This window comes from Pedococcus cremeus, from assembly GCF_900111375.1.
Taxonomy (GTDB): Bacteria; Actinomycetota; Actinomycetes; order Actinomycetales; family Dermatophilaceae; genus Pedococcus_A; species Pedococcus_A cremeus.
The window spans coordinates 290,277-314,524 of sequence record NZ_FOHB01000005.1; the positions used below are offsets into that span (position 1 = coordinate 290,277).

A 24,248-nucleotide genomic window follows, 5' to 3' on the forward strand; every position below is an offset into this window, starting at 1 on the left:
GGGGCCGGACCGCGGGGACGACCCCGCGCCGGTGGGCACACTTGCTCGTTCAACAAACACTGCCTTATGAATGTTCCAATGGCCCGTTATCCCGGCGCAAGCCGTCGTGGGTCACAGGCGGCCGTCGTCCCACCCCTCGACCCGTGCGACGTCACCGCCGGGGCGGGCACGCGGCATACCGGGCATTTGACGCTCCTCACACGAGAGGTATGCGGGCGCTTACCTGTCAGTAGACTCGCGCGCATGTCCCCTTTGCAGATCGTCGCGCTCGTCGTCTGTCTGGCCGTCACGGCCGTGGCCATCGCCCTGCTGGTGCGCACGGTCCGCCGCTTCCTGGCGACCTTCCGGCTCGGCCAGCCGGAAACGCGCAACGACAACCCGGGCGAGCGGACCCGCACGCTGCTGCGCGAGTTCCTCGGCCACACGCGGATGTCGCGCCTGCCGGTGGTGGCGGTGGCGCACTGGATCACGATGATCAGCTTCGGGGTGCTGTTCTTCACGCTGCTCAACGCGTTCGGCCAGCTCGTCGACCCGGAGTTCGTGCTGCCGGGGATCGGCCACTTCTTCCTTTACGAGTGGGTCACCGACGTCTTCGCGTTCGGCGGCTTCTTCGCGATCCTGCTGCTGATGGCGATCCGCCAGAAGAACCACCCGCGCAGCGCTGCCGGGGTCGACGGCCGCCGGTCGCGCTTCTTCGGGTCGACCTGGTGGCAGGCCTACTACGTCGAGCTGACGATCTTGGGCGTCACGATCTGCATCGGGTTCCTGCGCGCGTTCGAGTGGACCCTGGCCCGGTTGAACGGCACGGGCTACGACAACGCGCTGCACTTCCCGCTGACCGGGTGGATCGGCAACTTCTTCACCGGCCTGTCGGTGGGCACCATCGAGACCCTCATCGTGGTCGTGTCCGCGGTCAAGATCCTCATCTCGTTCGCGTGGATGATCACCATCGCCCTGCAGCCGACCATGGGTGTGGCCTGGCACCGCTTCCTGGCCTTCTTCAACATCTGGTTCAAGCGCCACGCAGACGGCCGCACCTCCCTCGGTGAGCTGCAGCCGCTGAAGGTGGGGGGCGAGGTCGTCGACTTCGAGAACATCGAGGAGCTCGACGAGGACGCCGCGCTCGGCGTCGGCAAGGTCGAGGACTTCACCTGGAAGGGCCTGCTCGACTTCACCACCTGCACCGAGTGCGGCCGCTGCCAGAGCCAGTGCCCGGCGTGGAACACCGACAAGCCGCTGTCGCCGAAGATGCTCGTGATGACGCTGCGCGACCACGCGCACGCCAAGGCGCCGTGGCTGCTGGCCACCGACGAGGAGCGCGAGGCCGCGCTCGCCGGAGCGGGCTCGGCCGAGGGCAACCCCGACGGGAAGGGTGACGCAAAGGGCAAGGGCCTGGCCGCCGCGGCCCCCTTGGCCGAGCTGCCGCTCATCGGTGAGACCGGCTACGACCTCGACCACCCGCTGACGGCCTACAACCCGCACGGCCCCGACGCGGTCATCGACCAGGACGTGCTGTGGTCGTGCACCACCTGCGGCGCCTGCGTCGAGCAGTGCCCGGTCGACATCGAGCACGTCGACGCGATCGTCGACATGCGTCGCTACCAGAACCTCATCGAGTCGGCGTTCCCCAACGAGCTCGGTGGCCTGTTCAAGAACATGGAGAACAAGGGCAACCCGTGGGGCATGGCCGCCCGGGCCCGCCTCGACTGGGCCAAGGACCTGCCCTTCCCGGTCAAGATCCTCGGCCAGGACGTCGAGTCCGCCGACGACGTCGACTACCTGTTCTGGGTCGGTTGCGCCGGCGCCTACGAGGACCGCGCCAAGAAGACGACCCGCGCCGTGGCCGAGCTGCTCGACCAGGCCGGGGTCACCTTCGCCATCCTCGGCGACGGCGAGACCTGCACCGGTGACTCCGCCCGCCGCGCCGGCAACGAGTTCCTCTTCCAGATGCTGGCCCAGCAGAACGTCGAGGTGCTCAACGAGGTCGGCGCGACCAAGATCGTCGTCACCTGCGCGCACTGCTTCAACACGATCAAGAACGAGTATCCCCAGCTCGGCGGCAAGTACGAGGTCGTCCACCACACCCAGCTGCTCAACCGCCTCGTGCGCGACAAGAAGCTGGTGCCGGTGGCCCGCCCGGCCGAGCGTCCCGGCATGTCCAGCAACAAGGACGTCGCCTCCACCGCCGAGACGGTCACCTACCACGACCCCTGCTACCTCGGCCGCCACAACGGGGTCTACTCCCCGCCCCGCGAGCTCATCGGCGCCCTGCCCGGCGTCGAGCTCAAGGAGATGGAGCGCAGCAAGGAGAAGTCGTTCTGCTGCGGCGCCGGCGGCGCCCGCATGTGGATGGAGGAGAAGCTCGGCACCCGCATCAACATGAACCGCACCGAGGAGGCGCTGGCCACCGGCGCCGAGCGGATCGCGATCGGCTGCCCCTTCTGCCGCGTCATGATCTCCGACGGACTGACCGCCAAGCAGTCCGAGGGACAGGGCGAGCAGGTCGAGGTCGTCGACGTCGCCCAGATGCTGCTCGCCGCGGTCCGCCGCGGGCAGGAGGGCGGCGAGGTCGCCGCCGAGGTCCCCGAGCCGGAGCCCGCGCCGACCGCCTGACCCGTCAGGGCTGTGAGGTGAGAGGGCCGGTATGCCGCGTGGGCGGCATACCGGCCCTCTCTCGTTCCGTCTCAGGCGTGGTCGACCATGAGGGCCGCCAGCCGGGCCCGCGAGCTGATGTCGAGCTTGCGGAAGATGTGCGCCAGGTGGGCGTCGACCGTGCGCGGTGACACGAACAGCTGCTCGGCGATCTGCCGGTTGGTCAGGCCCTGCGCGACCAGGCTGGCCACGGTGCGCTCCGTGCGGGTGAGCAGCGACAGCGGCGAGTCGGCGGCCTCACCGGCGCCGCTCTCGGGCGTGAAGAGCGTGGTGACGGCGGCGACGCCGGCGTCGGTGAACTGGCCGTCGGACACCCAGTCGGCGGGCACGCTCCGCTGCGGCACGCTCGAGGGCACGCCCTGGCCAGGTCGCTGACGGGCCACGGCACGACGTGGCGCCCGCAGCGCGCGGGCCGCGGCCGAGCACCGGCCCGCCGCCGAGCTGCCCTCCGCTGCGAGCGCCCGGTCGAGACCGTCGAGGGCGTCCGCCGCCCGCAGCGGGAAGCCGCACTCGGTCGCCTGCCGCAGCGCGCCCAGGTATGCCGCGGCCGCCTGGGCCCCCTCGCCGCAGGCGGTGAGCGCGTCGCCGAGGAGGAGCCGGGCCTCGATGCCGTCGCGACCCAGCCGGATGCTGTCGGCCAGCACGATGATGTCGGCGGCCAGACCTGCGGCCCGGCGGCACTCCTGCGCTGCCATCAGGTCGCGGGCGTCCTGCAGCTGCACGCCCAGGCGCACCCCCCAGGGCAGCCACTCGTAGTGGACCTTCGCGGACCGCGGGTTGTCCGACACGGCCCGGAAGAGCGTGTCGGCCAGCAGGGCGATGCGGTCCTCCGCGAGGTCGACGGCCCGGTCGCGGGCCGCCCGGGCGATGGCGGCCGCCTCGACGGTCCGGCCCTGCTCGGCCGCGATGACGCCCATGAGCATCCGCGCCGACAGCGCCATCCACTGCTCCTCGGCGGGGGCGTCGGTCATCACCACCTCGGCGAGCGCCTCGGCCTCGTCGAACTCGCCCCGGCAGACGTGGATGTCGACCAGGGTGCGGCGCAGCTGGCGCAGCACGTAGTCGTCGCCCACCGCGAGGCGCAGTCCGGCCTCGACCTCCTGACGGGCGGCGTCGAGGGCGCCGGCGTCGAGGTGCATCTCGGCGCGTATGGAGGCGTTGCGGGCACGCTGCCGGTCCGGGTGGGGGTCGGTGAGCGCGTGCTGCTCGGCCCGCTCGAGCAGGGGCATGCCCTCGTAGGTGCCGCGGACCTCCGAGGCGCAGATGCCGGCCCGTCGGGCGAGCTGCGATCCGATGTCGGCCGGTCCGTCGCCGCTGGCGAGCACCTCCTCGAGGATCTCGACCGCCTCCCGGGCGCGCATGGCGGTGTAGAGCGAGGAGAAGATGTTGTTGGCCAGCCGGTAGGCCAGCGGGCGGGTTCGGGCCTCGGCGGCGGCAGCGGTGATGGCCTGCCTCATGACACCCATCTCCCGCAGCCAGCTCTCGTCGGCGGCGCCACTCATGCCGTCCGACGGGGTGACCCGCTCCGCCCAGCGCAGCAGGCCGGCGACCGCCTGCTCGTGGTCGTCACCGTCCACGGTCAGGGCCACCCCGTGCCGGCGGATCGGTGCGAGCATGTCGAACCGGCCGTCGGAGTGCACCTCCACGAGGCTACGGCGGGCGAGGGCGGAGGCGAGCTGCGCCGCCTCCGCGCGGGTGACGTCGGTGATGTCGGCGAGGACGTCGAGGCTGACCGGGTGCTGCATGACCGCGAGCCGGCGGAAGCAGCGCTTCTGGTCCTCGTCGAGCAGGGCGTAGGAGGCATGCACCGCCTCGTCGATGGAGGCCGTCGGGGTCACGTCGGAGACGCCGACCAGCGCGATCTGCACGCCGAGGTGCTCGATCAGCAACGGCAGCCCACCGCTGGCCTGGAGGAGCCGGCGGACGTTGCGCTCGTCGCGGCGCAGGTCCACGGGGTGGCCGCCGGCAGCCGCGATCCGGGCCAGGAAGAGCTCCACGGCGGGGCCTTCGAGACCCTCGCCGCGCTGCGGCACCCGCAGCGGCCCCAGCCGCACCACCCGTTCGTGGGGGCGACCGGCCACCGACGAGGCGGTGCAGAGCAGCCGGAAGGTCGAGGTGGAGTCGATGAGCTCGTCGCACAGGATGCCGAGCCCGTCGACGCTGTCGACGCCGTCGAGCACGAGCAGGACGTCCTGGTCGTCGAGTGCGCGCTTGAGCGCCAGGAAGGGCGGGTCACCCGGTGCGATGTCGGCCCCGAGCGCGTCGAGGGCGGCGGTGACGATGGCGTCGGCGCCGCGGAGGCTGCGGGCCGAGACCCAGACGGCGCGGGGGTGCTCCTCCGCGGCGTGGCGGGCGAGCAGCGTCTTGCCGCACCCGGGGGCTCCCGTCACGGTCACCCAGCGCCCGTCGAGGAGCAGGCTGCGCACGCGGTCGAGGGCGTCCTCACGCCCGACGCATGGAGTCAGCACCGAAGCAGGCTATCGACACCCATCCGTCAATATCGGTGGTTTCACCGATGCCTCCCTCGGTGCCACCCGGGCAGTCTGGTCCACAGCAAGCCGGGGCCGGCAGGCGGGAGACGTGGAGGGGCGCCTCCCGCGTGCCGGGCTCGGACGCGCAGCGGCGGATCGGGGGAACCGCCACAGAAGCCGGATGTGGTTCGGGGGAGCCACATCCGGCCTTTCTGTGTGCGCCGTTGCCCTGGGGTGAGCTCGGCCCGGCGTCGGACCGGTCCCGAGTCAGCCCCGAGTCAACCCCGAGTCAGCCCAGCCCGTTGGACTTCAGCCACTCCTGCGCGACCTTGTCCGGGTCCTGCTTGTCGGTGACCACCTTCGCGAGCAGGTCGGTCAGGGTCTTGGTGTCGAGCTTGGCCGAGACGCCGTTGAGGGCCCCCGAGACGGTGTCGTTGACCTTCGTCTTCGTGATGAGCGGCACGACGTTCTGCGCAGCGAAGAGGTGCTTGGGATCCTCGAGCACGACGAAGTTGTTGGCCGGGATGCTCGGGTCGGTGGTGAAGATGTTGGCCGCGTCGACCTGGCCGTTCTTCAGCGCCTGGACCGACAGCGGACCACCGGCGTCGAGGGGCTTGAACGACTTGAACTCCAGCCCGTAGAGCTTCTTCAGGCCGGGAACGCCCGTCTCGCGGGTCTTCCACTCCGGCGGCCCGCCGAGCACGAGGTTCTGCGACTTGCCCTTGAGGTCGGCGATCGACTTCAGCTGCAACTTGTCGGCGGTCGCCTTGGTCACCGCGACCGAGTCCTTGTCCTCAGCAGCCGACTTGTCCAGCACGGTGAGGGTGGAGGGCAGCGCCGCCTGCAGCTCCTTGTAGACGCCGTCGGCGTCGGTCGCCTTCGCGTTCTTGTTGAAGTACTGCGCCAGCACGCCGGTGTACTCGGGGATGAGGTCGATCGAGCCGTCCTTCAGGGCCGGGATGTAGACCTCGCGGCTGCCGATGTTGAGCTTGGTGGTGACGTCGACGCCCTTGGCCTTGAGCGCGCCGGCGTAGATCTCGGCCAGCAGCTGGTTCTCGGGGAAGTTGGCCGAACCGACGGTGATGCTCGAGCCGCCGCCGGAGCCGCTCGAGCTGCTGCCGGTGGCGAACACGTCGTTGTTGTTGCCACCGCCGCCGCAGGCGGCCAGGGACACGAGGGCGAAGGCGGCGCCGAGGCTGACGGCGATCCGGGATGTTCTCACTGACCTGCTCCTTGCGGTTCTTTGATCGGTCAACTGTTGTGTCGCGGTTCAGTCTTGCCTGCCTCGCGGCGAACGGCGAGTTCCTTTTCGCCTGCGAACACCGCGCCAGGCGCTGGTATGCCGTCCGCGTCCGTGGTGCCGTCGGCGTCGGTGGCCGCGCGGCCGCCACCGCGGGTGGTGGTTCGTCCCGTGAGCCCGGGCGACACGGCATACCGTTGCACGCCGGCGAGGGCGAGGTCGACGAGCAGCGCCAGCACCGCGACGAGCAGGGCGCCGGACACCATCTGCGGGAAGTCGCGGATGGCCTGGCCGTCGATGAGGAGGCGGCCCAGGCCGCCGATGCCGACGATGGCGGCGATGGTGGCGGTAGCCACCACCTGCAGGGCCGCCGACCGCAGGCCGGAGAAGATCAGGGGCAGGGCGCAGGGCACCTCGACCCGGCTGAGCACCTCCCAGCCGGTCATGCCCATGCCCCGGGCGGCGTCGCGTGCGGCCGGGTCGACGCCCTCGACGCCGGCGTAGGCGCCGGAGAGGATCGGCGGGATCGCCAGCACGATGAGCACGATGAGGCTGGGCCAGAGGGACGCCGCGTCGCCGCTCAGCCTCGGGCCGAGGAACAGCACCATGATGAACAGCAGCCCGAGGCTCGGGACGGCCCGGGCGGCGCCGGCGAGGTTCACCGCGACGACCCGCCCACGGCCGGTGTGACCGATCAGGAGACCGGCGGGCACCGCGATGAGCGAGGCGATGAGGAGTGAGACGCCGGAGTACCAGATGTGCTCCCACGTGCGGGCGGGGACACCGTCGGGTCCGGTCCAGTGCGCCGGGTCGAGGAGCCAGGAGGCGACGTCGTTGATCACGAGGCACCACCTGCCCGCTGCCACGGCGTGAGCAGCCGGGCCACCGCCAGGATCACGAGGTCGAAGGCCAGGGCCAGCACGAAGCAGGCAGCCAGACCGACGACGATGGGGTCGTAGAAGGAGCGCGCGAACCCGTCCGTGAAGAGCAGCCCCAGCTGGGGGATGCCGATGACGGCGGCAACGCTGACGATGCTGACGTTGCTCACGGCGGCTACCCGCATCCCGGCGGCGATGACGGGAACGGCCAGCGGCAGCTCGACGGCGAAGAAGCGGCGGAACCGGGTGAAGCCCATGGCGGTGGCCGCCTGCTTCACGTCGTCGGGCACCGCACCGAGGGCGTCGGCGACGGTGCGCACCAGCAGCGCCACGGTGTAGACCGTCATGGCCACGAGGACGTTGCTCCGATCCAGGATCCTGGTGCCGAGGATCCCCGGCAGGAGGATGAACAGGGCCAGGCTCGGGATCGTGTAGAGCAGGCCGAAGCCGGCCGTGAACGGCGTGTACAGCCCGGGGTACCGCCGGGCCAGCCAGCCGAGTGGCAGCGCGAGCAGCAGGCCGATCACGAGGGGGAGCCCGGCGAGGTAGACGTGCTGGACCGCGAGGTCGAGGACGTCCTGGACGTGGTCGAGGAACCAGGTCATGGCTGGCCGCTGCTCGGTCGAGGGCTCGTCATCGCGCCGGCGCCCCGGGGTTCGTCGGGTCGGCGACCTCGGGACGCGCGGCCTCCTCGATCGCGTTGAGCACCTCGTGGGCCTGCACGGTGCCGACGAGCGATCCGGAGTCGTCGACGATGACGCCGCGCCGGCTGGGCGACGACAGGGCAGCGTCGAGGGCGCCGCGCAGCGGACCGCTGGCCCGGGCGACGGTGCCGCCGCGGTGCAGCATCTCCGAGCGGATCTCCCCGGTGACGCGCCGCGGCTCCACCCAGCCGAGCGGGTGGTTGGCGTCGTCGACGACGAGGGCCCAGTCCTGGGCGACGCCCTGGGTCGTCTCGCCGATCAGTAGCGTGCGCTCCGGCCGCAGCGGCAGGCGCGGGGTCGGCTGGAACGACAGCGCCCGGTAACCCCGGTCGCGCCCGACGAAGTCGGCCACGAAGTCGTCGACCGGGTGGTTGAGCAGGTATGCCGGGTCGGCCAGCTGGGCGAGCACCCCACCGACGCGGAGGACGGCGATCTGGTCGCCGAGCTTGATGGCCTCGTCGATGTCGTGGGTGACGAACAGGATCGTCTTGCCCAGCTCGTCCTGCAGGCGCAGGAACTCGTCCTGGAGCTGCTCGCGCACCACCGGGTCGACGGCGCTGAACGGCTCGTCCATGAGGAGCACCGGTGGGTCCGCGGCCAAGGCGCGGGCGACGCCGACGCGCTGCTGCTGGCCGCCGGACAGCTGCGACGGGTAGCGGCTGGCGAAGACCTCGTCCAGGCCGACCTGCTCCATCAGCTCGTGGGCGCGGGCATCGGTCCTGCGACGGTCCCAGCCGAGCAGGCGCGGCACGGTGCCGATGTTCTCGAGCACCGTGCGGTGCGGGAAGAGACCGGCGTGCTGGATGACGTAGCCCATGCCGCGCCGCAGGTCCGACTCCTTCATCCGGGCGGTGTCGCGCCCGTCGAGGGTGATGGTGCCCGAGGTAGGCCGAATCATCCGGTTGACCATGCGCAGCGAGGTCGTCTTGCCACAGCCGGAGGGACCAACCAGAACCGTGATCTTCCCGTTCGGCGCCACGAGGCTGAGGTTGTCGACGGCCACCGTCCCGCCGGGGTATCTCTTGGTCACGCCGTCGAAGACGATCATGCGATCGAACCTAACGGAGGAAGGTGACACCTGCGCGCATGCCGCGGGATCACAATGGCCGGGTGACCGTGGCGCCCAAGGAGCAGCTCACCCGCAGCAGCGGACGCGGCCGGGGTGCGCTGGCGGCGGTGACCATAGGCTCGGGGGTGGCGATCCTCGACGGCTCGGTCGTCACCATCGCCCTGCCGACCATCGGGCGCGAGCTCGACGCCTCGCTGGCACAGCTGCAGTGGGTGGTCAACGGCTACATGCTCAGCCTGACCGGGCTCATCCTCGTCGGGGGCTCGCTGGGCGACCGGCTGGGGCGTCGACGCGTGTACCTGGTCGGCGTCGGCTGGTTCGCCCTGGCGTCGCTGCTGTGCGCCGCGGCCCAGTCGCCCGACCAGCTCATCGGCGCCCGCGTGCTCCAGGGCGTCGGGGCGGCCCTGCTCACCCCGGGCGGCCTGGCGCTGATCCAGGGCAGCTTCCGCGAGGAGGACCGGGCCGGGGCCATCGGCACCTGGGCGGGCCTGTCCGGCATCGCCGCCGCGGCCGGGCCCTTCGTGGGCGGCTGGCTGCTCGACCACGGCGGCTGGCGCGGCATCTTCGCGGTCAACGTGCCCATCTGTGTGCTCGTGGTGTGGCTGTGCCACCACTACATGCCGGAGAGCCGCGACGAGGAGGCGACCGGGCCGTTCGACGTGGTCGGGGCGGCACTGGGTGCTGCGGGGCTCGGGGCCCTGACCTACGCCCTGACGGCGAGCGGCGACGCGTCGAGCCTCGTCCTCGCGGTCACCGGTGCTGCGGCGGTCGCGCTGATGGCCGGGTTCCTGCTGCGGCAGGCGAGGACGCCCTCGCCGCTGGTGCCGCTGGGACTCTTCCGGTCGCGGGTGTTCTCCGCCGCGAACGGGATGACCTTCCTCGTCTACGGCGCCCTCGCCGCGGTGCTGTTCTTCCTGGTGATCCAGCTGCAGGTGGTCTCCGGCTTCTCGCCGATGGTCTCGGGGCTGGCGGCCCTGCCGATCACCGTGGCGCTGCTCCTGCTCTCCTCGCGGCTGGCCGACCTCTCCAGCCGCATCGGCCCCCGCATCCCGATGACGGTGGGCCCGATCGTGTGCGCCGGCGGCGTGCTGCTGCTCGTGCCGGTCGGCGAGGGCACCAGCTTCTGGACCGGCGTCATCCCCGGCATGACCGTGTTCGCCCTGGGGCTCGCGACCCTCGTCGCGCCGCTCACCGCGACGGTGCTCGCCGCGGTGGCCGACCGGTATGCCGGCGTGGCCAGTGGCGTGAACAACGCCGTCGCCCGTGCCGGCTCGCTCCTCGCCGTGGCGGCGCTGCCGCCGCTGGTCGGCCTCTCCGGTGCCGACTACACCAACCCGACCGCGCTCACGCAGGGCTACCGCACCGCGCAGCTCGCCTGTGCGGTGCTCCTCTTCGCCGGGGGTGTGGTCAGCTGGGTGGGTCTGCGCGGGACCGGCGGTCGCGACGTCGCTGTCCATGGGGAGGGTTCCTCGCCTGCGGACGGCTAGCGTCCGGGCAGCCCGGCGTGGAGGGCGTCGACGAGGAACCGGGCGGACTCCTGGTGCCAGGTGCCGGCCTGCCGCAGCATGCTGTGGGTCTCGCCCTCGACCGGGCGCCACGTCACGTCGACACCGAGGGCCGACATCGCCTCGGCCATCGCCTTGCTGTTGCGCGGGGAGGTGATCCGGTCGCGGGTGCCGTGCATGACCAGGGTGTGCAGGCCGGGATGCCCCATCGCGACATCGCTGCGCTCGACCCAGGGGGCGAGGGCCACCAGGGCAGACACCCGGTCGTCGCCGGACAGCCGGAAGGCGACCCGCCCGCCCATCGAGTGCCCGAGCAGCCCCACCGGAACCCCCGGGTAACGTGCGGTGACCTGGTCGAGGGCCTCCCTGGCGTCGGCCACGGGACTGGCAGCCGACCCGTTCCAGCCGCGCACGGCATACCGGAGGACGGCCACGGACAGGGCACCCTCGCCCTCGGAGGCCAGGGTCCACGCGAACGGCATCATCCGGAGCACGGCCAGCTGTCGCCAGCTGGTGGCCATGTGGCTGTTGCTCTTGCCGCCTGGCAGCACCAGCACCGCTCCGCGGGGCTCCTTGGCCTCGTGGGTCCACTTCAGCTCGGGCCCGCTCATGTCCTCCCCTGCCTCGTCACGCCTCCCCGGGGGCCACCGGCTCAGGCAGTCGAGCGGCACGCGTCTGCGCCGCCTCGGCGACCGGGACGGCGAGCACCTCAGGGTTGTCACAGGGGTGTTCGGCGCGGACGCGCTCGCGGATGGGGTCGTGGGTGCTGTCCGCGCGCGGCACCGGAGGTCTCGTCAGAGCTCGGTGCGGTGGAAGCTCTGGAAGGAGCGGCTGGCGGTCGGGCCGCGCTGGCCCTGGTAGTGCGAGCCGTACTTCTCACTGCCGTAGGGGTTCTCGGCGGGCGAGGTCAGGCGGAAGAAGCACAGCTGGCCGACCTTCATGCCGGGCCACAGGATGATCGGCAGGGTCGCGACGTTGCTCAGCTCGAGCGTGACGTGGCCCGAGAAGCCGGGGTCGACGAAGCCGGCCGTCGCGTGGGTCATCAGCCCGAGTCGGCCGAGCGACGACTTGCCCTCCACGCGGGCGGCGAGGTCGTCGGGGAGGCTGACGGTCTCCAGCGTGGAGCCGAGCACGAACTCGCCCGGGTGGAGCACGAACCCGTCGGCGGGGTCGACCTCGACGAGCCGGGTGAGGTCGGGCTGGTCCTGCGCCGGGTCGATGACCGGGTACTTGTGGTTGTCGAACAGGCGGAAGAACTTGTCGAGGCGCACGTCGATCGACGACGGCTGGATCATCGCCGGGTCGTAGGGCTCGAGCCGTACGCGCTCGGAGTCGATCTCGGCCTTGATGTCGCGGTCGCTCAGCAGCACGGGGAGAGGCTATCGCGCGGGTTCGACCACGACCGTGGCGCCGGGCCGATGCGTCACCCGCAGGTGCCGGGCCACGGGTTGCGGTCGGCCACGGCGTGCACACCCGAGAGCGTCAGTGTGTCCGCCGGGGTGCGGGAGTGGCTCGGGAACCTCGCGCCAAGGGGCTCGGCCGGTATGCCGTTTGGCCGGCTTCGAGGGGTCCGGCGGACGTCGCCGCGGGTTCCGTTACACTGCACGCGCACCGCCTCGTGGGGCGGTGCCTGCCGGTGTAGCTCAATGGTAGAGCGCCAGCTTCCCAAGCTGGACACGCGGGTTCGATTCCCGTCACCGGCTCCAATGGGAAGGACCCCGAACACGCTTTTCGTTTGGGGTCCTTCCCATTGGACGGGAACACTGCCGGGAATCGGGAGGAGGCCACCCGCGAGCGAGGAACGAGCGAGCGCCCGGCCGACGGCTCCCGTCACCGGCTCCGATGCCAAAGCCGCAGGTCAGGGACTGACTCCCCGCCTGCGGCTTTCGTGTTGTTGGGCCGACGATCCCGCCGCGTGCCCACTACGTGCCCAATCGGGAGCGCGTTCCTTCGTCGCCGTGCCCGTTCAAGCCGCCCGGTCGGCAGCAGCCGTCGCTAGGACAACCAGACGACCGTATGCCGAAGGCAGCGGGCGCAGCGCCACTTCACCGCAAAGCGGCCGCGTTCGAGGATCGTCGGCACAAGCGACCGGGGAACGCGATCCATGGCCACGTCACAGCGGTCGCAAAGGGGCGGGGTCTGGGCCGCTTTGCGGTGGGACACGGGAGCATCTTCGGCGTACCCCAGGGGTTGCCCATGGCTCGTCGGGACTATTTCGACGTCGAGACATTCCGCAGCAGCCGGGCACGGTGCAGCCTCCGCGATCAGGGGGCGATCCGCGGAGGCTGTCACCGCCGGCTCATGTCGGGAGCCGATTCACCGGGTGCGGGCATTCTAAGGGGGATGAACAAGCCCGTACCTAATGTGTGCGCCTGCGAAGAACGCAGCACCATACGCCGAAGGTCCTAGCCCCCATGCGGTGAAACCTCGAGCAACGCCAATCAGGGTCGCCCGCAGCGTCCCCCTACCAGTCGCAGCGGGCGACCCTCAGCGTCAGTGTGTGCCGACTTGGCGCCGGTCCGCATGGCATTTCAATGACTTTGAGACGACCCCGAATCAGAAGGCCCGAGGAGCGAAGGCCGGAACTCACCGCCGTGCGATCGGCGTGCGATTAGCCAAGGTCATCCACGGTCAATGAGGTCACTCGCTGCGCCGTCCCACTGCGCCTGCCACACGGGAAAGCTGTGTTGGGCCGACTTCCCAAGTTGGACGTCCGCGCGGACAGCGCCAGATCCGGACGTTGGATCGCGGTCGTTCGCGGTACTTGACGCGAGGACCGGCGCCGCGGAGCGATGCGTGTAGGAGTGGGACGACTTAGCCGCAGCCATTATTCACATCCCGTCATTGCTGGAGCACGACTCCGAGGACGTAGATCCCGCCGATCACAACCAGCGCGATGGCGGTTCCGGGCAGGCCGCCGCGACGGAACCCGTTGATCCGCACGCTCCCGTAGATAACCCAGCCCAGGCCGGTCACGAGAGTTGCAAGCAGCAGCCAGGGGAAGGTGCGTTCCGCATGCCAACTTTCAGGTCCCACCATGCTGCCGACGGTGGCGAGCACCCCGGCCGCGATCCACGGGACGACTAACAAGGCCAGTCCGGACAGCCAGCCGAGTACGCGGCCGGTGCGCTCCCGGGCGGCCCGCTCCCCAGGGGCGCGCTCGTGCTGGTCCGTCACATGTACTTACTCGAGGCCGCGCCTGTCACGCGGCAGGGGCCAAAGGCATGACCACGCATCCGAGCACTCGTCACGGCATGCGGTGGATGCCGGAGTTCCGGGTCGGCAGTCGCGCTGGCAGCGCATCGACCGGCGGAACTTCCGATCCGGGCGGGTGTTGGGGCTCGGCTGGTGGAGTCGAAGGTCAGCCAGGAGCGACTAGGTGCACCCGCGGGTGACCTCTGACCCTACCCGGCGTCAGCCGGGCCATGAAGGGTTAGAAGAACAACCGAAACACACATCGAGGAGAGCGATCCCATGAGTGGCAAGTCTGATCAAGCCAAGGGACGTGTCGAGGAAGCCTATGGCGCCCTCAGCGGCGACGAAGAGCTTCAGGCCGAAGGTAAGCGCGATCAACTCGCGGGCAAGGCCAAGAACAAGACCGCTCAAGCAGAGGAAGACGTCGAGCACGGTATCGACAAGGCGAAGGACGCGATCGAGTCCACACTCGACAAGACGAAGAAAGCGCTACACCGCAAGTAGGCCGACAGCAGTATCACTGAGGGCTAGCGGGGCGGGTAGTTGTTGCATGCCGTCGCTGCGGTCGGTCATCGGTCACGATCGTTCAGAAACGGGCGTTTGCGCAAACGCTCAAGTCGACGACTCACGAGCGCTCGCTCATCGGCATGAGAGGACGACTCCAGCTCGCGATGGAGTTAAGAGCATCGTGTGGGTCGGAGCCTCCTTCTCGTGCCCTTACCGTGCCCAATGTGCGGCTCAATAGGTGCATTCGGGGTCACTCCCGCGCACTGCCTCTGAGCACGAACGTGGCTAGGTGAGCCCACTTCCCAAGCTGGACACGCGGGTTCGATTCCCGTCACCGGCTCCAATGAGAAGGACCCCGAACGCGCTTTTCGTACGGGGTCCTTCTCATTGGACTCGGGAACATGGCCGGGAATCGGGAGGAGGCCTCCCGCGAGCGAGGAACGAGCGAGCGCCCGGCCGACGGCTCCCGTCACCGGCTCCAACCAACGAGAAGAACCCTGAACACGCTGTCAACGTTCTACCAAGCTCGGCCATATCGAGACGCCGAAGCAGGCGCATCGCCAAGCTCACGATGTCCACGTCGGACGAGAAGCCCAAGAGACCCGACCTCTGGCTCACGGCGGTCTCGAAGTGCCGGGCGTGGAGCATGGTCGTCGCTTGGAGACAAGGCGAGACAGACGGCGCCGACGGCCCTCGGAGCCGCGCCGGGCGCGCGCTGCGGCCAGGGCCCTGGGTACCTAGAGGCCGAGCATCGCCGTCGCGACCTCTCCGGCCGCCGTAACCGGGATCGCCGTCGAGGCCCGTTCGAGTACGAGCAACCGCGCACCGGGGATCTCGCGTGCGAGCGCTTCACCATTGCCAACCGGGAAGAACGGGTCGCGGCGACCATGCACCACCAGCGCCGGCAGCGAGAGCTCGGCCAGCCGCTCACGCCAGCGTGGCGTGCAGTCGAGCTTGGCGAACACCACGCCCAACTGGTTGGCCATCTGCACCGCGGGCGCCGAGCCCGGCGTGCGATCCCACTTGCGCTCGGCGACCCCGCGCGCGACGGCGGGATCGTCGCCGAGGATCTCAGCGCTACCAGCGGCAAACTCCGCCACCGCCTCGCGGTCGGACCAGTCTGGCATTGCGCGCGAGAACAGCCGGCCCATTGTCGCCGCGTCATGGTCGGGCAGGTCGTCATCGACGGGGCCCGGAGCGACAGGCCGCGTTCCGGCGAGGGTCAGCGCGCAGAACGCGGCCGGATGGTCAAGCGCGGCGACCTGGGCGACCATCCCGCCGACACCGATGCCCGCCAAGTGCGCGGGCCGATCATCGAGTTCGCGGGCGAGCGCTGCCGCGTCGGCGGCAAGGTCGCGCAGCGTGTATGCCGGAGCCTCCGGATCGACGGTGAGCGACGCACCCGAGTCGCGCAGGTCGTACCGGACGACGTGACGCCCGCCGTGGGCCAGGGCCTCGCAGAGCTCGTCGGGCCAAGAGAGCATCGTCGTGCCGCCCACACACAGGATCAGCGGGGCCGCCGGGTCGCCGAACTGTTCGATCCCGAGGGGAACGCCGTTCGCTTCGATCGTCGTCACCACGCCCCCCGCCGTCGCGAGTGAGTCATCGGATGCATCGTGGACCTCCAAGTGCGTCGTGGAGCGGTCGTGTGGGAAATGTGGCCCGAGCGCGTTCCCGCCGAGATGGCATGCGTCGCGCCGAACCGACGCGACCAGGGTGGTTGCTCAACGATGGACAGCTCACCGGGCGCCGGCTAGGTGTTCACCAGACACTGCTGCCCGTCGATGAGCTCGCGAACCGCATCGAGGTGTAGACCACCGGGACAAGGAAAACTCATCGGCGACAGGCTCACACTGCAACAACGTGCCAGCACAGCGCTTGGACGGCCTCGCGTAGGGGGACCCACGAGTGGCGGAGTCACCTGCGCCAGGCAACGCCAGACACCGCCCTGGTGACAGCCTCGCCGTGACCTGCCCTCCTGCACGTGGGGCCCGACTTCCGATGATTCTCTGCCGCGTAGACGGTCCGAGATCAACGCTGAACAGTCGAAGGAGACGAAATGACCGCCACGCCGCCCACCGTGAACCGCGACACCTGGCAAAGGCAGGTGGATGCGCTCCACGTGCGGGAAAAGGCACACACCCGCGAGGGCGACGCGATTGCTGCAGTACGCCGGTGGCTTCAGATGGTGGAGGTCGACAGCATGACGCAGGTGATTGCCGCCAACGGCGAGGTACCGCTCATCGACACGTTCGAGGGCAGGTCCCAACTGTTCGCGTCGTTCCACATGTGGCACACCGGCCACCCCGCCGCCGAGCAGTGCGAGGGCTGCACGTTCTTCTCCGGCCACGCACTGGAACTGTCCTACCTGCATTCGCGCGACGTCACCTTCGCTGTGTTCTGCCAAGGCCCCTACCCCGAGTCCGCCCGCTACCGCGACTTCGTGGCGTGGGAGATGCCGTGTACTCGGTGCCCAGGAATCGACGGACCGCCTGCTCGCCGGGCGCCACTTCGGGATGAAGGCCTGCTACCTGCGCGACGGTGACCGCGTGTTCGAGACGTACTGGACCACCGGCCGTGGGGTCGAGGCCATGGCCGGCAGCTACGGGATGCTCGACATGACCGTCTACGGCCGACAGGAGCTGTGGGAGGACTCGCCCGAAGGCTGGCCGCAACCGTTCGCCACAGACGGCGCCCAGTTCCGCGAGGTTCGCGGCGAAGCAGAGCATGGACCAGCCAGTCCCGTCCGGTTGGCGTGCGACTAGACGGGGTCAACGGTGGTCAGCCACGGCATACCGGTGTGCAGCGTCCGTGTCTGGTCATGCGGAGCCGAAAAGGCTCCGTCCGATTTCCCGACCTGGACACGCGGGTTCGATTGCCGTCACCGGCTCCCATGAGAAGGACCCTGAAGACGCTTTCGTTCGGGGTCCCTCTCATCGGACTCAGGGACACGGCCACGCATGGATGAGCCCGCTGCGTCCGGAGCTTTACAACTGAGACCTGAGGACGTGCCCATCCGATGCATCAGCTCTCGCGTCGATGCACCCTTGGCCCCAAGGTGGCGTCATTTGCGCCCGTTCCTGAGGCGCAGGATCCCCAACTCGGTCGAGGTTGAAGATGTCGTGTTTTTACAAGCGCCCACCGGTCGATCCTGGGCAGCCTTGAGGCCTCATCGACGTCGGATAGACAAGGAGAACCCTGCATGCCCACTGCGAAACCCATCGCAGCACTGAAGATGCTCACCCTCGACTGCGCAGACCCCGGAACGAGCGCCCGGTTCTGGAGTGAGGTGCTTGGGTGGGAGCAGCCGTATGCCGACGACAACTACGCGATGCTCACCGGTCCTGCTCATGCCCTCGGCTTCGGCCCGGTCGAGGACTACCAACCACCGTCCTGGCCTAACACGAAGGGATCTAAGCAGTTCCACCTCGACTTGGCCGTGGACGATCTCGAGGCCGCTGAGAGGGCCTGCCTTGCGCTGGGTGCGACTGCGCCCGCCGAACAGCCAGGTGAGGTAAGTGGCGAGTGCTCCTGGACCCGGCTGGTCACCCGTCCTGCTTGACGCGTGCCGACGCATGGCAGTAGGCGACTGTCGACCGCATCAGGTCGTCCGTCCCGACTTCGTTCGATGGGTTACACGCTGGCTCCCCTTGAGGCGTCACAGTTCCGGCCCCAAGGCGCTAGGCCGCCCCCGGTAGTCTCGGCGGGCTGATGACGGGAGGGGTGACGGCAAGGGATGGCCGCGGAAAGAGAGATCGTCTCGTTTGAGTCCGCTGAGGCGTTCGAGACTTGGCTCAGCGAGCAACACGCGACGTCCGCGGGTATCTGGCTCAAGTTGCGAAAGAAGGGCCCCGGGATCGTGGCCTTGGACTACGCCCAGGCTCTGGATGTCGCGCTGTGCTACGGCTGGATCGACGGACAGAAGGGCAAGTTCGACGACCAGCACTGGCTGCAGCGATTCACCCCGCGCAAGCCGAACAGCAAGTGGTCCAAGGTCAACCGGGACAAGGTGACCGCCCTGATCGAACAGGGCCGGATGCAGCCTGCCGGGCTGGCCGAAGTCGAGCGCGCCAAGACCGATGGACGCTGGGAGGCGGCCTACGACGGTGCACGGACATCCTCGGTGCCGGACGACCTGGTGGCGGCGCTGACGACCAACCCGGCTGCCGCAGAGTTCTTCGAGACCCTTGACCGGCGAAACCGCTTCGCGATTCTCTACCGGATCCAAGACGCCAAGAAGCCCGAAACCAGGGCGCGCCGAATCGAGCAATACGTGGCCATGCTGGCTGAGGGAAAGAAGCTCCACCCCTGAGCCGTCGGGGAGAACTCAGCGCTTGAGCGTGAAGGTGAAGTCACCCGAGCGTTTTCCGCTCAGGCGGACTGCCGATACGAGATTCCCCTCAGCGACCAGTCTCTCGACCTCGGCTCGCGAGAGGCCGAGACCTTCAGCTACCAGTCGCACCGGCCGAACCGGGATCCGCGCCGCAAAGCGGACCGAGACGTCAACCGCCTCGTCTCCCGGCGCTTCCGATCCGCCGGTGTCGAGGTGCCAGGCGCTGTGCCAGTCGAGGGCGATGCGATTACGGCGCAGAACGACCGGATCTTCGAGCAGCTCGGCTATCAGGTCGCGGTCGTTGTGGTGCAGACGGTCCAGCAACTCAGGTCGAAAGGAGCGCACGCTCATCCGCTCCACGACAGTGATCTTGATGGTTTCCTCGCAAACGGTGCACAGCGCGAGGAGCCACGCGTCGAGGAGCTTGTGGTTTGCGTTGACGCGGAATTTGCCGCTTGCCCTGAAACGCCCTGAGGCACACGCGTGGCAACGGCGGATGATGATAGGCAGGCAAATGGGCATGACCACCCAATTTGTTGGCACAGAGAAACACCGGTCCCAGTGAGAAGTTCACAGCGGAAAAGAGCGCGGCACACAGGCGCGACGCGCGACGAATCAACGCTCGAGAGGTCTCACTTGGTGTACAACGGCAGGTCCTCAGCAGCTCTCAGCAGGGCGACAGGGGCGGCAGCACGGTAACGGCACACAGAATTGCGGCTCTACTGGTTTTCGAAGGCGGCTGGTCGAGCCTCAACGAATACGACAGCGAAAACCACCGGCACTGTGCGGGACGAAAGCACCACGCGCCGAAGGTTCGATCCCCTATGCGGCAAACCTCGAGCAAGGCCGATCAGGGCCGCACGCAACGTCCCCCTTCGGCTTTCGCCATGGCTCGGGTCGTGAGAGTCGCGGTCAGCTCCGTCCCGCGCACCAGCTGGTTAGAGCCAGGCGCGCTACTCCTGATCGGCCCCGTGCTGGGGATCGCTGGCCGTATACGGGAGCCGCTCATGACAAGGGGAGCTGGCGACCTAGGGCGACGATGATCTCCTCGTCTGTGAAACCGAGAGACCTAGCACGCGCCACAAACTCTGCGGCCATGCCGCCGAGCAGCTGCCGCCGACCTCCTGCAGGTACTTGGCCCCCCGCGGCGACACGGGTGCCACCGCCGCGACGCGAAGTGAGCAGTCCCTCCTGCTCGAGCTCACGGTAGGCGCGCGCGACCGTGCCTACGGCTACCCCAAGATCGCCGGCGAGTTGGCGCAGCGGCGGCAGCCGGTCGCCCGGGCCGAGCAGCCCTGCCGTGATCAGGTCGGCGAGCTGGCGCCGCAACTGCTCGTATGGAGGGGTCGGGTCGTCGGGTTGGAGGGTGAGGACCAGTGTCACCGTGCCCCCGCCGGTTGTTGAGGCCTGGCAGCGGGGAGTGCCCCTGGGGTGACGATCCGGCCAAGAAACCAACCGAGCAACAGCAAGGCCACGGGCACGCTTGCCACCAGCACCCAACCGACGGGCTCCATCCAGGCACGTTGACACTCCATCCTGAGCAGGGCAGTCCCCGCGAAGAAGGCTGTGCCCGCGTGGCTGGCAGCCAGAGCGGCGCCTGCCGCAGCCAGAACCCGAGTCGTGGACCACCGGCGCAGTACGTCGTCCCCGACCTCGTCAGGGGCGAAACCGCGCGGCCGGCGTACTACCGCCATCAACGCTGCCACGGTGGTCAGGCCGATGACCAGAAACACCACGCTCATTGGCACGGAGTAGTAACTCCCCGGATAGGGAGAGGCTGCGCTGCCAGTGGTACCGCACTGAGCTGCGACCTGCCGACCGGCACGCCCCATGTCGTCCGGGGAGGCCGTGACCGTGGTCAGGGTCAGGGTGGCGAGGTGCAGCACTGCAGTTGCCAGGACCACGGCGGTCAGACCCCGCGGCAGGTAGTCGGATACCTGCCGCGCAACCAGCGAAGCGGACCGGGGCCCGGCCGGTCGCTGGGGCCGGACCACGGTCTCACCAAGTCCCACGCCGACGACAACGGCGACACCCAAGACGGCGGGGACCAGCATCGCGCCACGCCCTAGGTCCAGGCTGCCGTACAGCAGCCACGCGACCACGCCACCAATGAGGACCGCGACAGCCCACATCCACCGAACTCGGGTCCACTCCTCGCCCGTCTCGACACTTCCGCGCGTCAATGACAGAGCGATCATCGTCAACAGGAGCGGCGTGCCGACCAGGACGAAAAGAACGATGAGCGACATCGACACCCCCGAATCGTTTGTGCCACACAGTTGTGACAAGCCGAGGATGGACCGACGACAATCCTTGTGTCAACCATTAGACACAAACTAGGCGGTGCGCCGAGCGCCCGACCGCGAGTCTCCATCCGCCCACTCCTTGCGGCAGCCCATCGGCCAGGGCGGATTCGCCACGAGGACAGGCGTGAACCGGCTGTCCACATCGAGCGGACAGCGCCGGATCGGGACGTTGCGGAGCCATTCCAGGAGCTCGAGGACGATGCGATGCCGCCAGGGGCTTGCTAAGCCTTCTCTTGGCGGCTGTTCTCAGCCATCGCCGCAAGGCTCTGCGCTATTGACGCCAGCGCTAGCGCCTGCACGGCCTCCCAAGTGCCGGGCTTCAGCTTCTCTGCCAAGGTCGTCGCCTGATCCGCAAGATCCTTCGCTGTCATGCCAGGCACGATAGATGCGTCAACCGCCGAAAGGGTTCGGACGCGCGGGATCCCGCTCGCCCAGCGGCAAGCCAGGGCACTCGCAGGTCCTAACCGCTGTCCGGGCTCGACGTCGACTGCGCGGAGGCCCCGGGTTCCTCCAACGCAGAATTGCACTTCGCGCAGCTCTCTCTACGCCCGGAATGCCTGAAGCCGGTGAGCGTGACGTGCTGCAGCCCAAACCACACGTTGTAGCCCGGCTTCAACCGAGGCCGGTCGCTGTCGTCTCTCATGCCGGGAGCATCTCAATCTCGAGGCGGCAGCAAAAGTGGACGCCCGCCTCGTCTACAGGGACCAACTCCGGCAGTCGTTGTGTACGCACGGTCGTCTGCCTCGATCAACGTGCGGCGCCGAAGTCCTCGAGGAGTCCGTCGATGACCCGGCGCGCCTCGGATGCCGAGGTCTCGTCGCGGTCGTCGAGGGCGCTGGCGAGATGGCACAACGACTTCCAGAGAGCCCATCCGCGACCTCGCGACCAGGTCGAGGCGTCAATGTCGAGTCGTTGGCGGAGGACCTGGCGGCCGGCGCGGTTGAGCAGGGTCCAGGCGATCACGAGGTCGCAGGATGGGTCACCTACACCGCAGGTGCCGAAGTCGATGACAGCGGCAAGTCGGCCCTTTTCCAGCAGCAGGTTCCCAGGCGCGAAGTCACCGTGGAACCACACGTCCACCCCGTCCCAGCGCGCGGCCAGGGCGTGGTCCCACGCCGCAGCAGCCAAGCCGACGTCAAGGTGATCTTCGAGCTCTGCAAGGGCGCGCCGGGCGGTCGCGTCGTAGGTGCGCAAGGCAGCGCCGCGGAACCAGTTGTGTATGCCGGGCTGCGGGCCGTCGGTGGTGTCTATTCGCTGCAGGGCCCCGAGGAAGTCGATGACGTCCTCGGCGATCCCCGCCGGGTCGGTGATCGCGCCCTGGTCGGCAGCCTCGCCCGGGATCCATCCGTAGATCGACCAATGAAACGGATACCCGGCACCTGGCCGGCCAAGACCCAGCGGAACGGGGATGGGAACGGGCAGGTGCTCTGCCAGCTCGGGGAGCCAGTGGTGCTCCTTCTCCACAGCCAGCGCGTACTCCGCGGCGCTGGGAAGCCGCACGAGCATGTCGTGCCCGAGGCGGAACGTGAGGTTGTCCCACCCGGGAGTACGGACCGGCGTGATGGGCCGCTGTGACCACTGGGGGAACTGCTCCTCGACGAGGCGACACACGGTCTCGACGTCCACGGTGAGCCTCTGCGGCACCGGCCCGAGGTCCGGCACTTCCATACTGGATGCACCGGTCTCAGAGCTCATGGCGGCCAGCTACCGAGCGCGATCGCGCGAGCATCAGCATTTCGTCAGCGCATCGAAGGGCCGCCCCTCGGCATGACAAGACGACTCCGTCTCCTGACTGAGCAAGCAGCATGGAGTCCGCGTTGGAGGCAGTGAGGGAATCGAACTCGCGTGTCCAGAACAGGTCTGCCAGAGCCCTGCCCCGAGCCTCAGTGGCGTGCTGGTGGATCAGTGCCGCCCGCATCGTCGAGTGCCCCATGCGATGCATCCAGCGCAGCCTAGTTATCGCCCGTCGCGACTGCCAGGTCAGCCCGGCTGTACTGCGACCACGATGCCGGGAAACGTCGCCCTGGCTCAGCAGCCCAGTGCCGCCCGCGCTGCTCGTCTTCCCATCATGGGGTTAGCACTGGGGTGGCAGACACCACGCCGACCGAGCATGGACACTTCCCAGTGGTCGTCAGTTTGGAGGATGCTCGTGAGCAGCCACGAGGTGCACCGTGAAACATGCACGCGATTCGAGCGCCGCACGTCTTCGACGGCACCCGCTTCCTGACCGGCGGCGCCACGGTGCTTCTGGACGGCGACCGCATCGTCGACGTCAACAGCGGCCCTTGGGACCCCCCAGAGGGCGTAGAAGTGACGGATTATGGCGGAACCATCCTGCCGGGGCTCATCGACTGCCATACCCATCTGGTCGCCGACGCGACGTTCGGAGGGCTGGAACGTGCCGGCGCAATGTCCGACCACGAGGTCGAGTCCGTGATCACCCAGTCCCTGACCGCTCACGCATCGGCAGGAGTGACGACCGTACGAGACCTCGGTGACCGGGGATACCTGACGCTGGGTTTCCGCGAACGCCCCGGCCTGCCACGCGTCGTGGCGGCTGGTCCTCCCATGACCACCCCGGGTGGACACTGCCATTTCCTGGGCGGAGTCGTCGAGGGCGATCCGGGTGTCGCCGTCGCTGAGCGCGCCGAACGCGGTGTCGACGTGGTCAAGGTGATGGCCTCCGGTGGGTTCGCGACACCCGGAACAGACCAGCTGGGCGCCCAGTTCACCTCCGAAGAGCTCGCGGCCATGGTCGATCACGCACACAACGCGGGGCTGCCCATCGTCGCGCACGCCCACTCGCTGCTGGGCATCCGCAATGCCCTCGCGGCCGGCGTGGATGGGATCGAGCACTTCACTGCGCTCACCCTCGACGGTCCGCAGATCGATGACCAACTCCTCGAGGAGATGGCTCGTCGCGCCATCTACGTCGACCTCACCATGGGCAACGACCGCAGCTTGCACGCCCTGATGCCCGAGCCCCCGCCACAGTTTCGAGCCCTCGCGGCACGACTGGGCTTCACCACCTTCGACGAGTTCTACGTGTCTCGGATCAGCGTGCTGGGGCGGCTGCGCAAGCACGGCGTTGCCGTCATCACCGGGGTGGACTCCGGGATGGGCCCCCCGAAGCGGCACGGCAATGTCTGGCGAACCGTGGGAGAGATGGTCGATGGTGGGTATCCCGTGGCTGACGCTCTCGCGGCTGCGACGTCGGTGGCGGCCGAGGCGTGTGGACTGGGTGCCGAGACAGGGCGGCTCGTCAAAGGTTTCTCGGCGGACCTCCTCCTCGTGGATGGAGATGTCTCAGAGGACGTCTCGTTGCTGAGCAAGCCGCGAGAGGTCTTGCTCCGAGGAGAAAAGGTCAAAGCACCGAAACCCGACTAGG

The 24,248-nt window shown here is 68.9% G+C and carries 23 protein-coding genes and 1 tRNA gene; 9 read left to right on the top strand and 15 right to left on the bottom strand.

The features are described 5' to 3' along the window. Window positions 1-243 precede the first annotated feature (243 nt). The gene (locus tag BMW78_RS12165) at window positions 244-2,613 is read left to right on the top strand and encodes a (Fe-S)-binding protein (RefSeq protein WP_091759869.1); all 2,370 of its coding nucleotides are present in this window, start codon (window positions 244-246) and stop codon (window positions 2,611-2,613) included. 71 nt (window positions 2,614-2,684) lie between these two features. On the opposite strand, the gene BMW78_RS12170 is transcribed toward BMW78_RS12165, so the two are convergent. The 5 genes from BMW78_RS12170 to BMW78_RS12190 all read right to left on the bottom strand — a co-directional run bounded on the left by BMW78_RS12170 (window position 2,685) and on the right by BMW78_RS12190 (window position 8,993). Next, window positions 2,685-5,120, bottom strand: coding sequence for a LuxR C-terminal-related transcriptional regulator (locus BMW78_RS12170; protein ID WP_143056239.1), 2,436 nt, complete (start codon window positions 5,118-5,120; stop codon window positions 2,685-2,687). Between the two features lie 292 nt (window positions 5,121-5,412). Next, complete coding sequence (locus BMW78_RS12175) at window positions 5,413-6,345, bottom strand: ABC transporter substrate-binding protein (protein WP_218144333.1); 933 nt, start codon at window positions 6,343-6,345, stop codon at window positions 5,413-5,415. A 29-nt stretch (window positions 6,346-6,374) separates the two neighbouring features. Next, window positions 6,375-7,205: an ABC transporter permease gene (locus tag BMW78_RS12180; RefSeq protein WP_218144334.1), complete on the bottom strand. Its 831-nt coding sequence runs from the start codon at window positions 7,203-7,205 to the stop codon at window positions 6,375-6,377. After that, on the bottom strand, window positions 7,202-7,846 hold the full coding sequence (locus BMW78_RS12185; protein ID WP_091759875.1) for an ABC transporter permease: 645 nt from the start codon (window positions 7,844-7,846) through the stop codon (window positions 7,202-7,204). Before BMW78_RS12185 ends, BMW78_RS12180 begins: the two co-directional genes overlap by 4 nt. Before the next feature lie 28 nt (window positions 7,847-7,874). Further along, window positions 7,875-8,993, bottom strand: coding sequence for an ABC transporter ATP-binding protein (locus BMW78_RS12190; RefSeq protein WP_091759878.1), 1,119 nt, complete (start codon window positions 8,991-8,993; stop codon window positions 7,875-7,877). 62 nt (window positions 8,994-9,055) lie between these two features. On the opposite strand from BMW78_RS12190, the gene BMW78_RS12195 reads away from it, so the two are divergent. Continuing rightward, window positions 9,056-10,501: an MFS transporter gene (locus BMW78_RS12195; RefSeq protein WP_245735815.1), complete on the top strand. Its 1,446-nt coding sequence runs from the start codon at window positions 9,056-9,058 to the stop codon at window positions 10,499-10,501. Here the strand turns inward: BMW78_RS12195 and BMW78_RS12200 are convergent. From BMW78_RS12200 to dcd, 3 genes are read right to left on the bottom strand one after another with little or no spacing between them, the layout of a single operon-like run. Beyond that, window positions 10,498-11,130 (bottom strand): alpha/beta hydrolase, encoded by a 633-nt coding sequence (locus BMW78_RS12200; RefSeq protein ID WP_091759884.1) that lies wholly within the window; start codon window positions 11,128-11,130, stop codon window positions 10,498-10,500. The two genes, BMW78_RS12195 and BMW78_RS12200, sit on opposite strands and share 4 nt — an antisense overlap. Window positions 11,131-11,146: 16 nt before the next feature. After that, a complete protein-coding gene (locus BMW78_RS20475) occupies window positions 11,147-11,302 on the bottom strand; it encodes a divalent-cation tolerance protein CutA (RefSeq protein ID WP_143056240.1) in 156 nt (51 codons plus the stop codon). Between the two features lie 11 nt (window positions 11,303-11,313). Then, a complete protein-coding gene (dcd, locus tag BMW78_RS12205) occupies window positions 11,314-11,889 on the bottom strand; it encodes a dCTP deaminase (RefSeq protein WP_091759887.1) in 576 nt (191 codons plus the stop codon). 262 nt (window positions 11,890-12,151) lie between these two features. Between dcd and BMW78_RS12210 the strand changes: the two genes are divergently transcribed. Continuing rightward, window positions 12,152-12,225 (top strand) — tRNA-Gly (locus BMW78_RS12210). Window positions 12,226-13,360: 1,135 nt separating this feature from the next. Here BMW78_RS12210 and BMW78_RS12215 read toward each other — a convergent pair. Then, window positions 13,361-13,696: a hypothetical protein gene (locus tag BMW78_RS12215; RefSeq protein WP_091759891.1), complete on the bottom strand. Its 336-nt coding sequence runs from the start codon at window positions 13,694-13,696 to the stop codon at window positions 13,361-13,363. Window positions 13,697-13,993: 297 nt separating this feature from the next. On the opposite strand from BMW78_RS12215, the gene BMW78_RS12220 reads away from it, so the two are divergent. Beyond that, window positions 13,994-14,218, top strand: coding sequence for a CsbD family protein (locus BMW78_RS12220; RefSeq protein ID WP_091759895.1), 225 nt, complete (start codon window positions 13,994-13,996; stop codon window positions 14,216-14,218). Between the two features lie 740 nt (window positions 14,219-14,958). On the opposite strand, the gene BMW78_RS12225 is transcribed toward BMW78_RS12220, so the two are convergent. Continuing rightward, entirely contained in the window at window positions 14,959-15,801 is an 843-nt protein-coding gene (locus BMW78_RS12225; protein ID WP_245735816.1) for an alpha/beta fold hydrolase, read from the bottom strand. Between the two features lie 479 nt (window positions 15,802-16,280). On the opposite strand from BMW78_RS12225, the gene BMW78_RS12230 reads away from it, so the two are divergent. The 4 genes from BMW78_RS12230 (at window position 16,281) to BMW78_RS12240 (ending at window position 18,533) form a co-directional block, all read left to right on the top strand. Next, a complete protein-coding gene (locus BMW78_RS12230; protein ID WP_218144335.1) occupies window positions 16,281-16,766 on the top strand; it encodes a DUF899 family protein in 486 nt (161 codons plus the stop codon). Between the two features lie 4 nt (window positions 16,767-16,770). Then, window positions 16,771-16,986, top strand: coding sequence for a DUF899 family protein (locus BMW78_RS21315; RefSeq protein ID WP_281247081.1), 216 nt, complete (start codon window positions 16,771-16,773; stop codon window positions 16,984-16,986). Window positions 16,987-17,423: 437 nt separating this feature from the next. Further along, window positions 17,424-17,783, top strand: a complete 360-nt coding sequence (locus BMW78_RS12235) for a VOC family protein (RefSeq protein ID WP_245735817.1) — start codon at window positions 17,424-17,426, stop codon at window positions 17,781-17,783. Between the two features lie 297 nt (window positions 17,784-18,080). Further along, window positions 18,081-18,533, top strand: a complete 453-nt coding sequence (locus BMW78_RS12240; RefSeq protein WP_245735818.1) for a YdeI/OmpD-associated family protein — start codon at window positions 18,081-18,083, stop codon at window positions 18,531-18,533. Between the two features lie 15 nt (window positions 18,534-18,548). On the opposite strand, the gene BMW78_RS12245 is transcribed toward BMW78_RS12240, so the two are convergent. From BMW78_RS12245 to BMW78_RS12260, 5 genes are all read right to left on the bottom strand, one after another. Continuing rightward, on the bottom strand, window positions 18,549-19,076 hold the full coding sequence (locus tag BMW78_RS12245) for a DUF1062 domain-containing protein (protein ID WP_177180370.1): 528 nt from the start codon (window positions 19,074-19,076) through the stop codon (window positions 18,549-18,551). 483 nt (window positions 19,077-19,559) lie between these two features. Then, entirely contained in the window at window positions 19,560-19,937 is a 378-nt protein-coding gene (locus BMW78_RS12250) for a GntR family transcriptional regulator (RefSeq protein WP_091759905.1), read from the bottom strand. Continuing rightward, window positions 19,934-20,809: a hypothetical protein gene (locus tag BMW78_RS12255; protein ID WP_091759908.1), complete on the bottom strand. Its 876-nt coding sequence runs from the start codon at window positions 20,807-20,809 to the stop codon at window positions 19,934-19,936. Before BMW78_RS12255 ends, BMW78_RS12250 begins: the two co-directional genes overlap by 4 nt. 272 nt (window positions 20,810-21,081) lie before the next feature. Then, window positions 21,082-21,231 carry a hypothetical protein gene (locus tag BMW78_RS20825; protein WP_177180371.1) on the bottom strand — a complete coding sequence of 50 codons (150 nt, stop codon included), beginning with the start codon at window positions 21,229-21,231 and terminating at the stop codon, window positions 21,082-21,084. A gap of 376 nt (window positions 21,232-21,607) precedes the next feature. Then, window positions 21,608-22,486 carry an aminoglycoside phosphotransferase family protein gene (locus tag BMW78_RS12260; protein ID WP_245735819.1) on the bottom strand — a complete coding sequence of 293 codons (879 nt, stop codon included), beginning with the start codon at window positions 22,484-22,486 and terminating at the stop codon, window positions 21,608-21,610. Between the two features lie 552 nt (window positions 22,487-23,038). On the opposite strand from BMW78_RS12260, the gene BMW78_RS12265 reads away from it, so the two are divergent. Further along, a complete protein-coding gene (locus tag BMW78_RS12265) occupies window positions 23,039-24,247 on the top strand; it encodes an amidohydrolase family protein (protein WP_091759914.1) in 1,209 nt (402 codons plus the stop codon). The last annotated feature ends 1 nt before the right edge of the window (window position 24,248 follow it).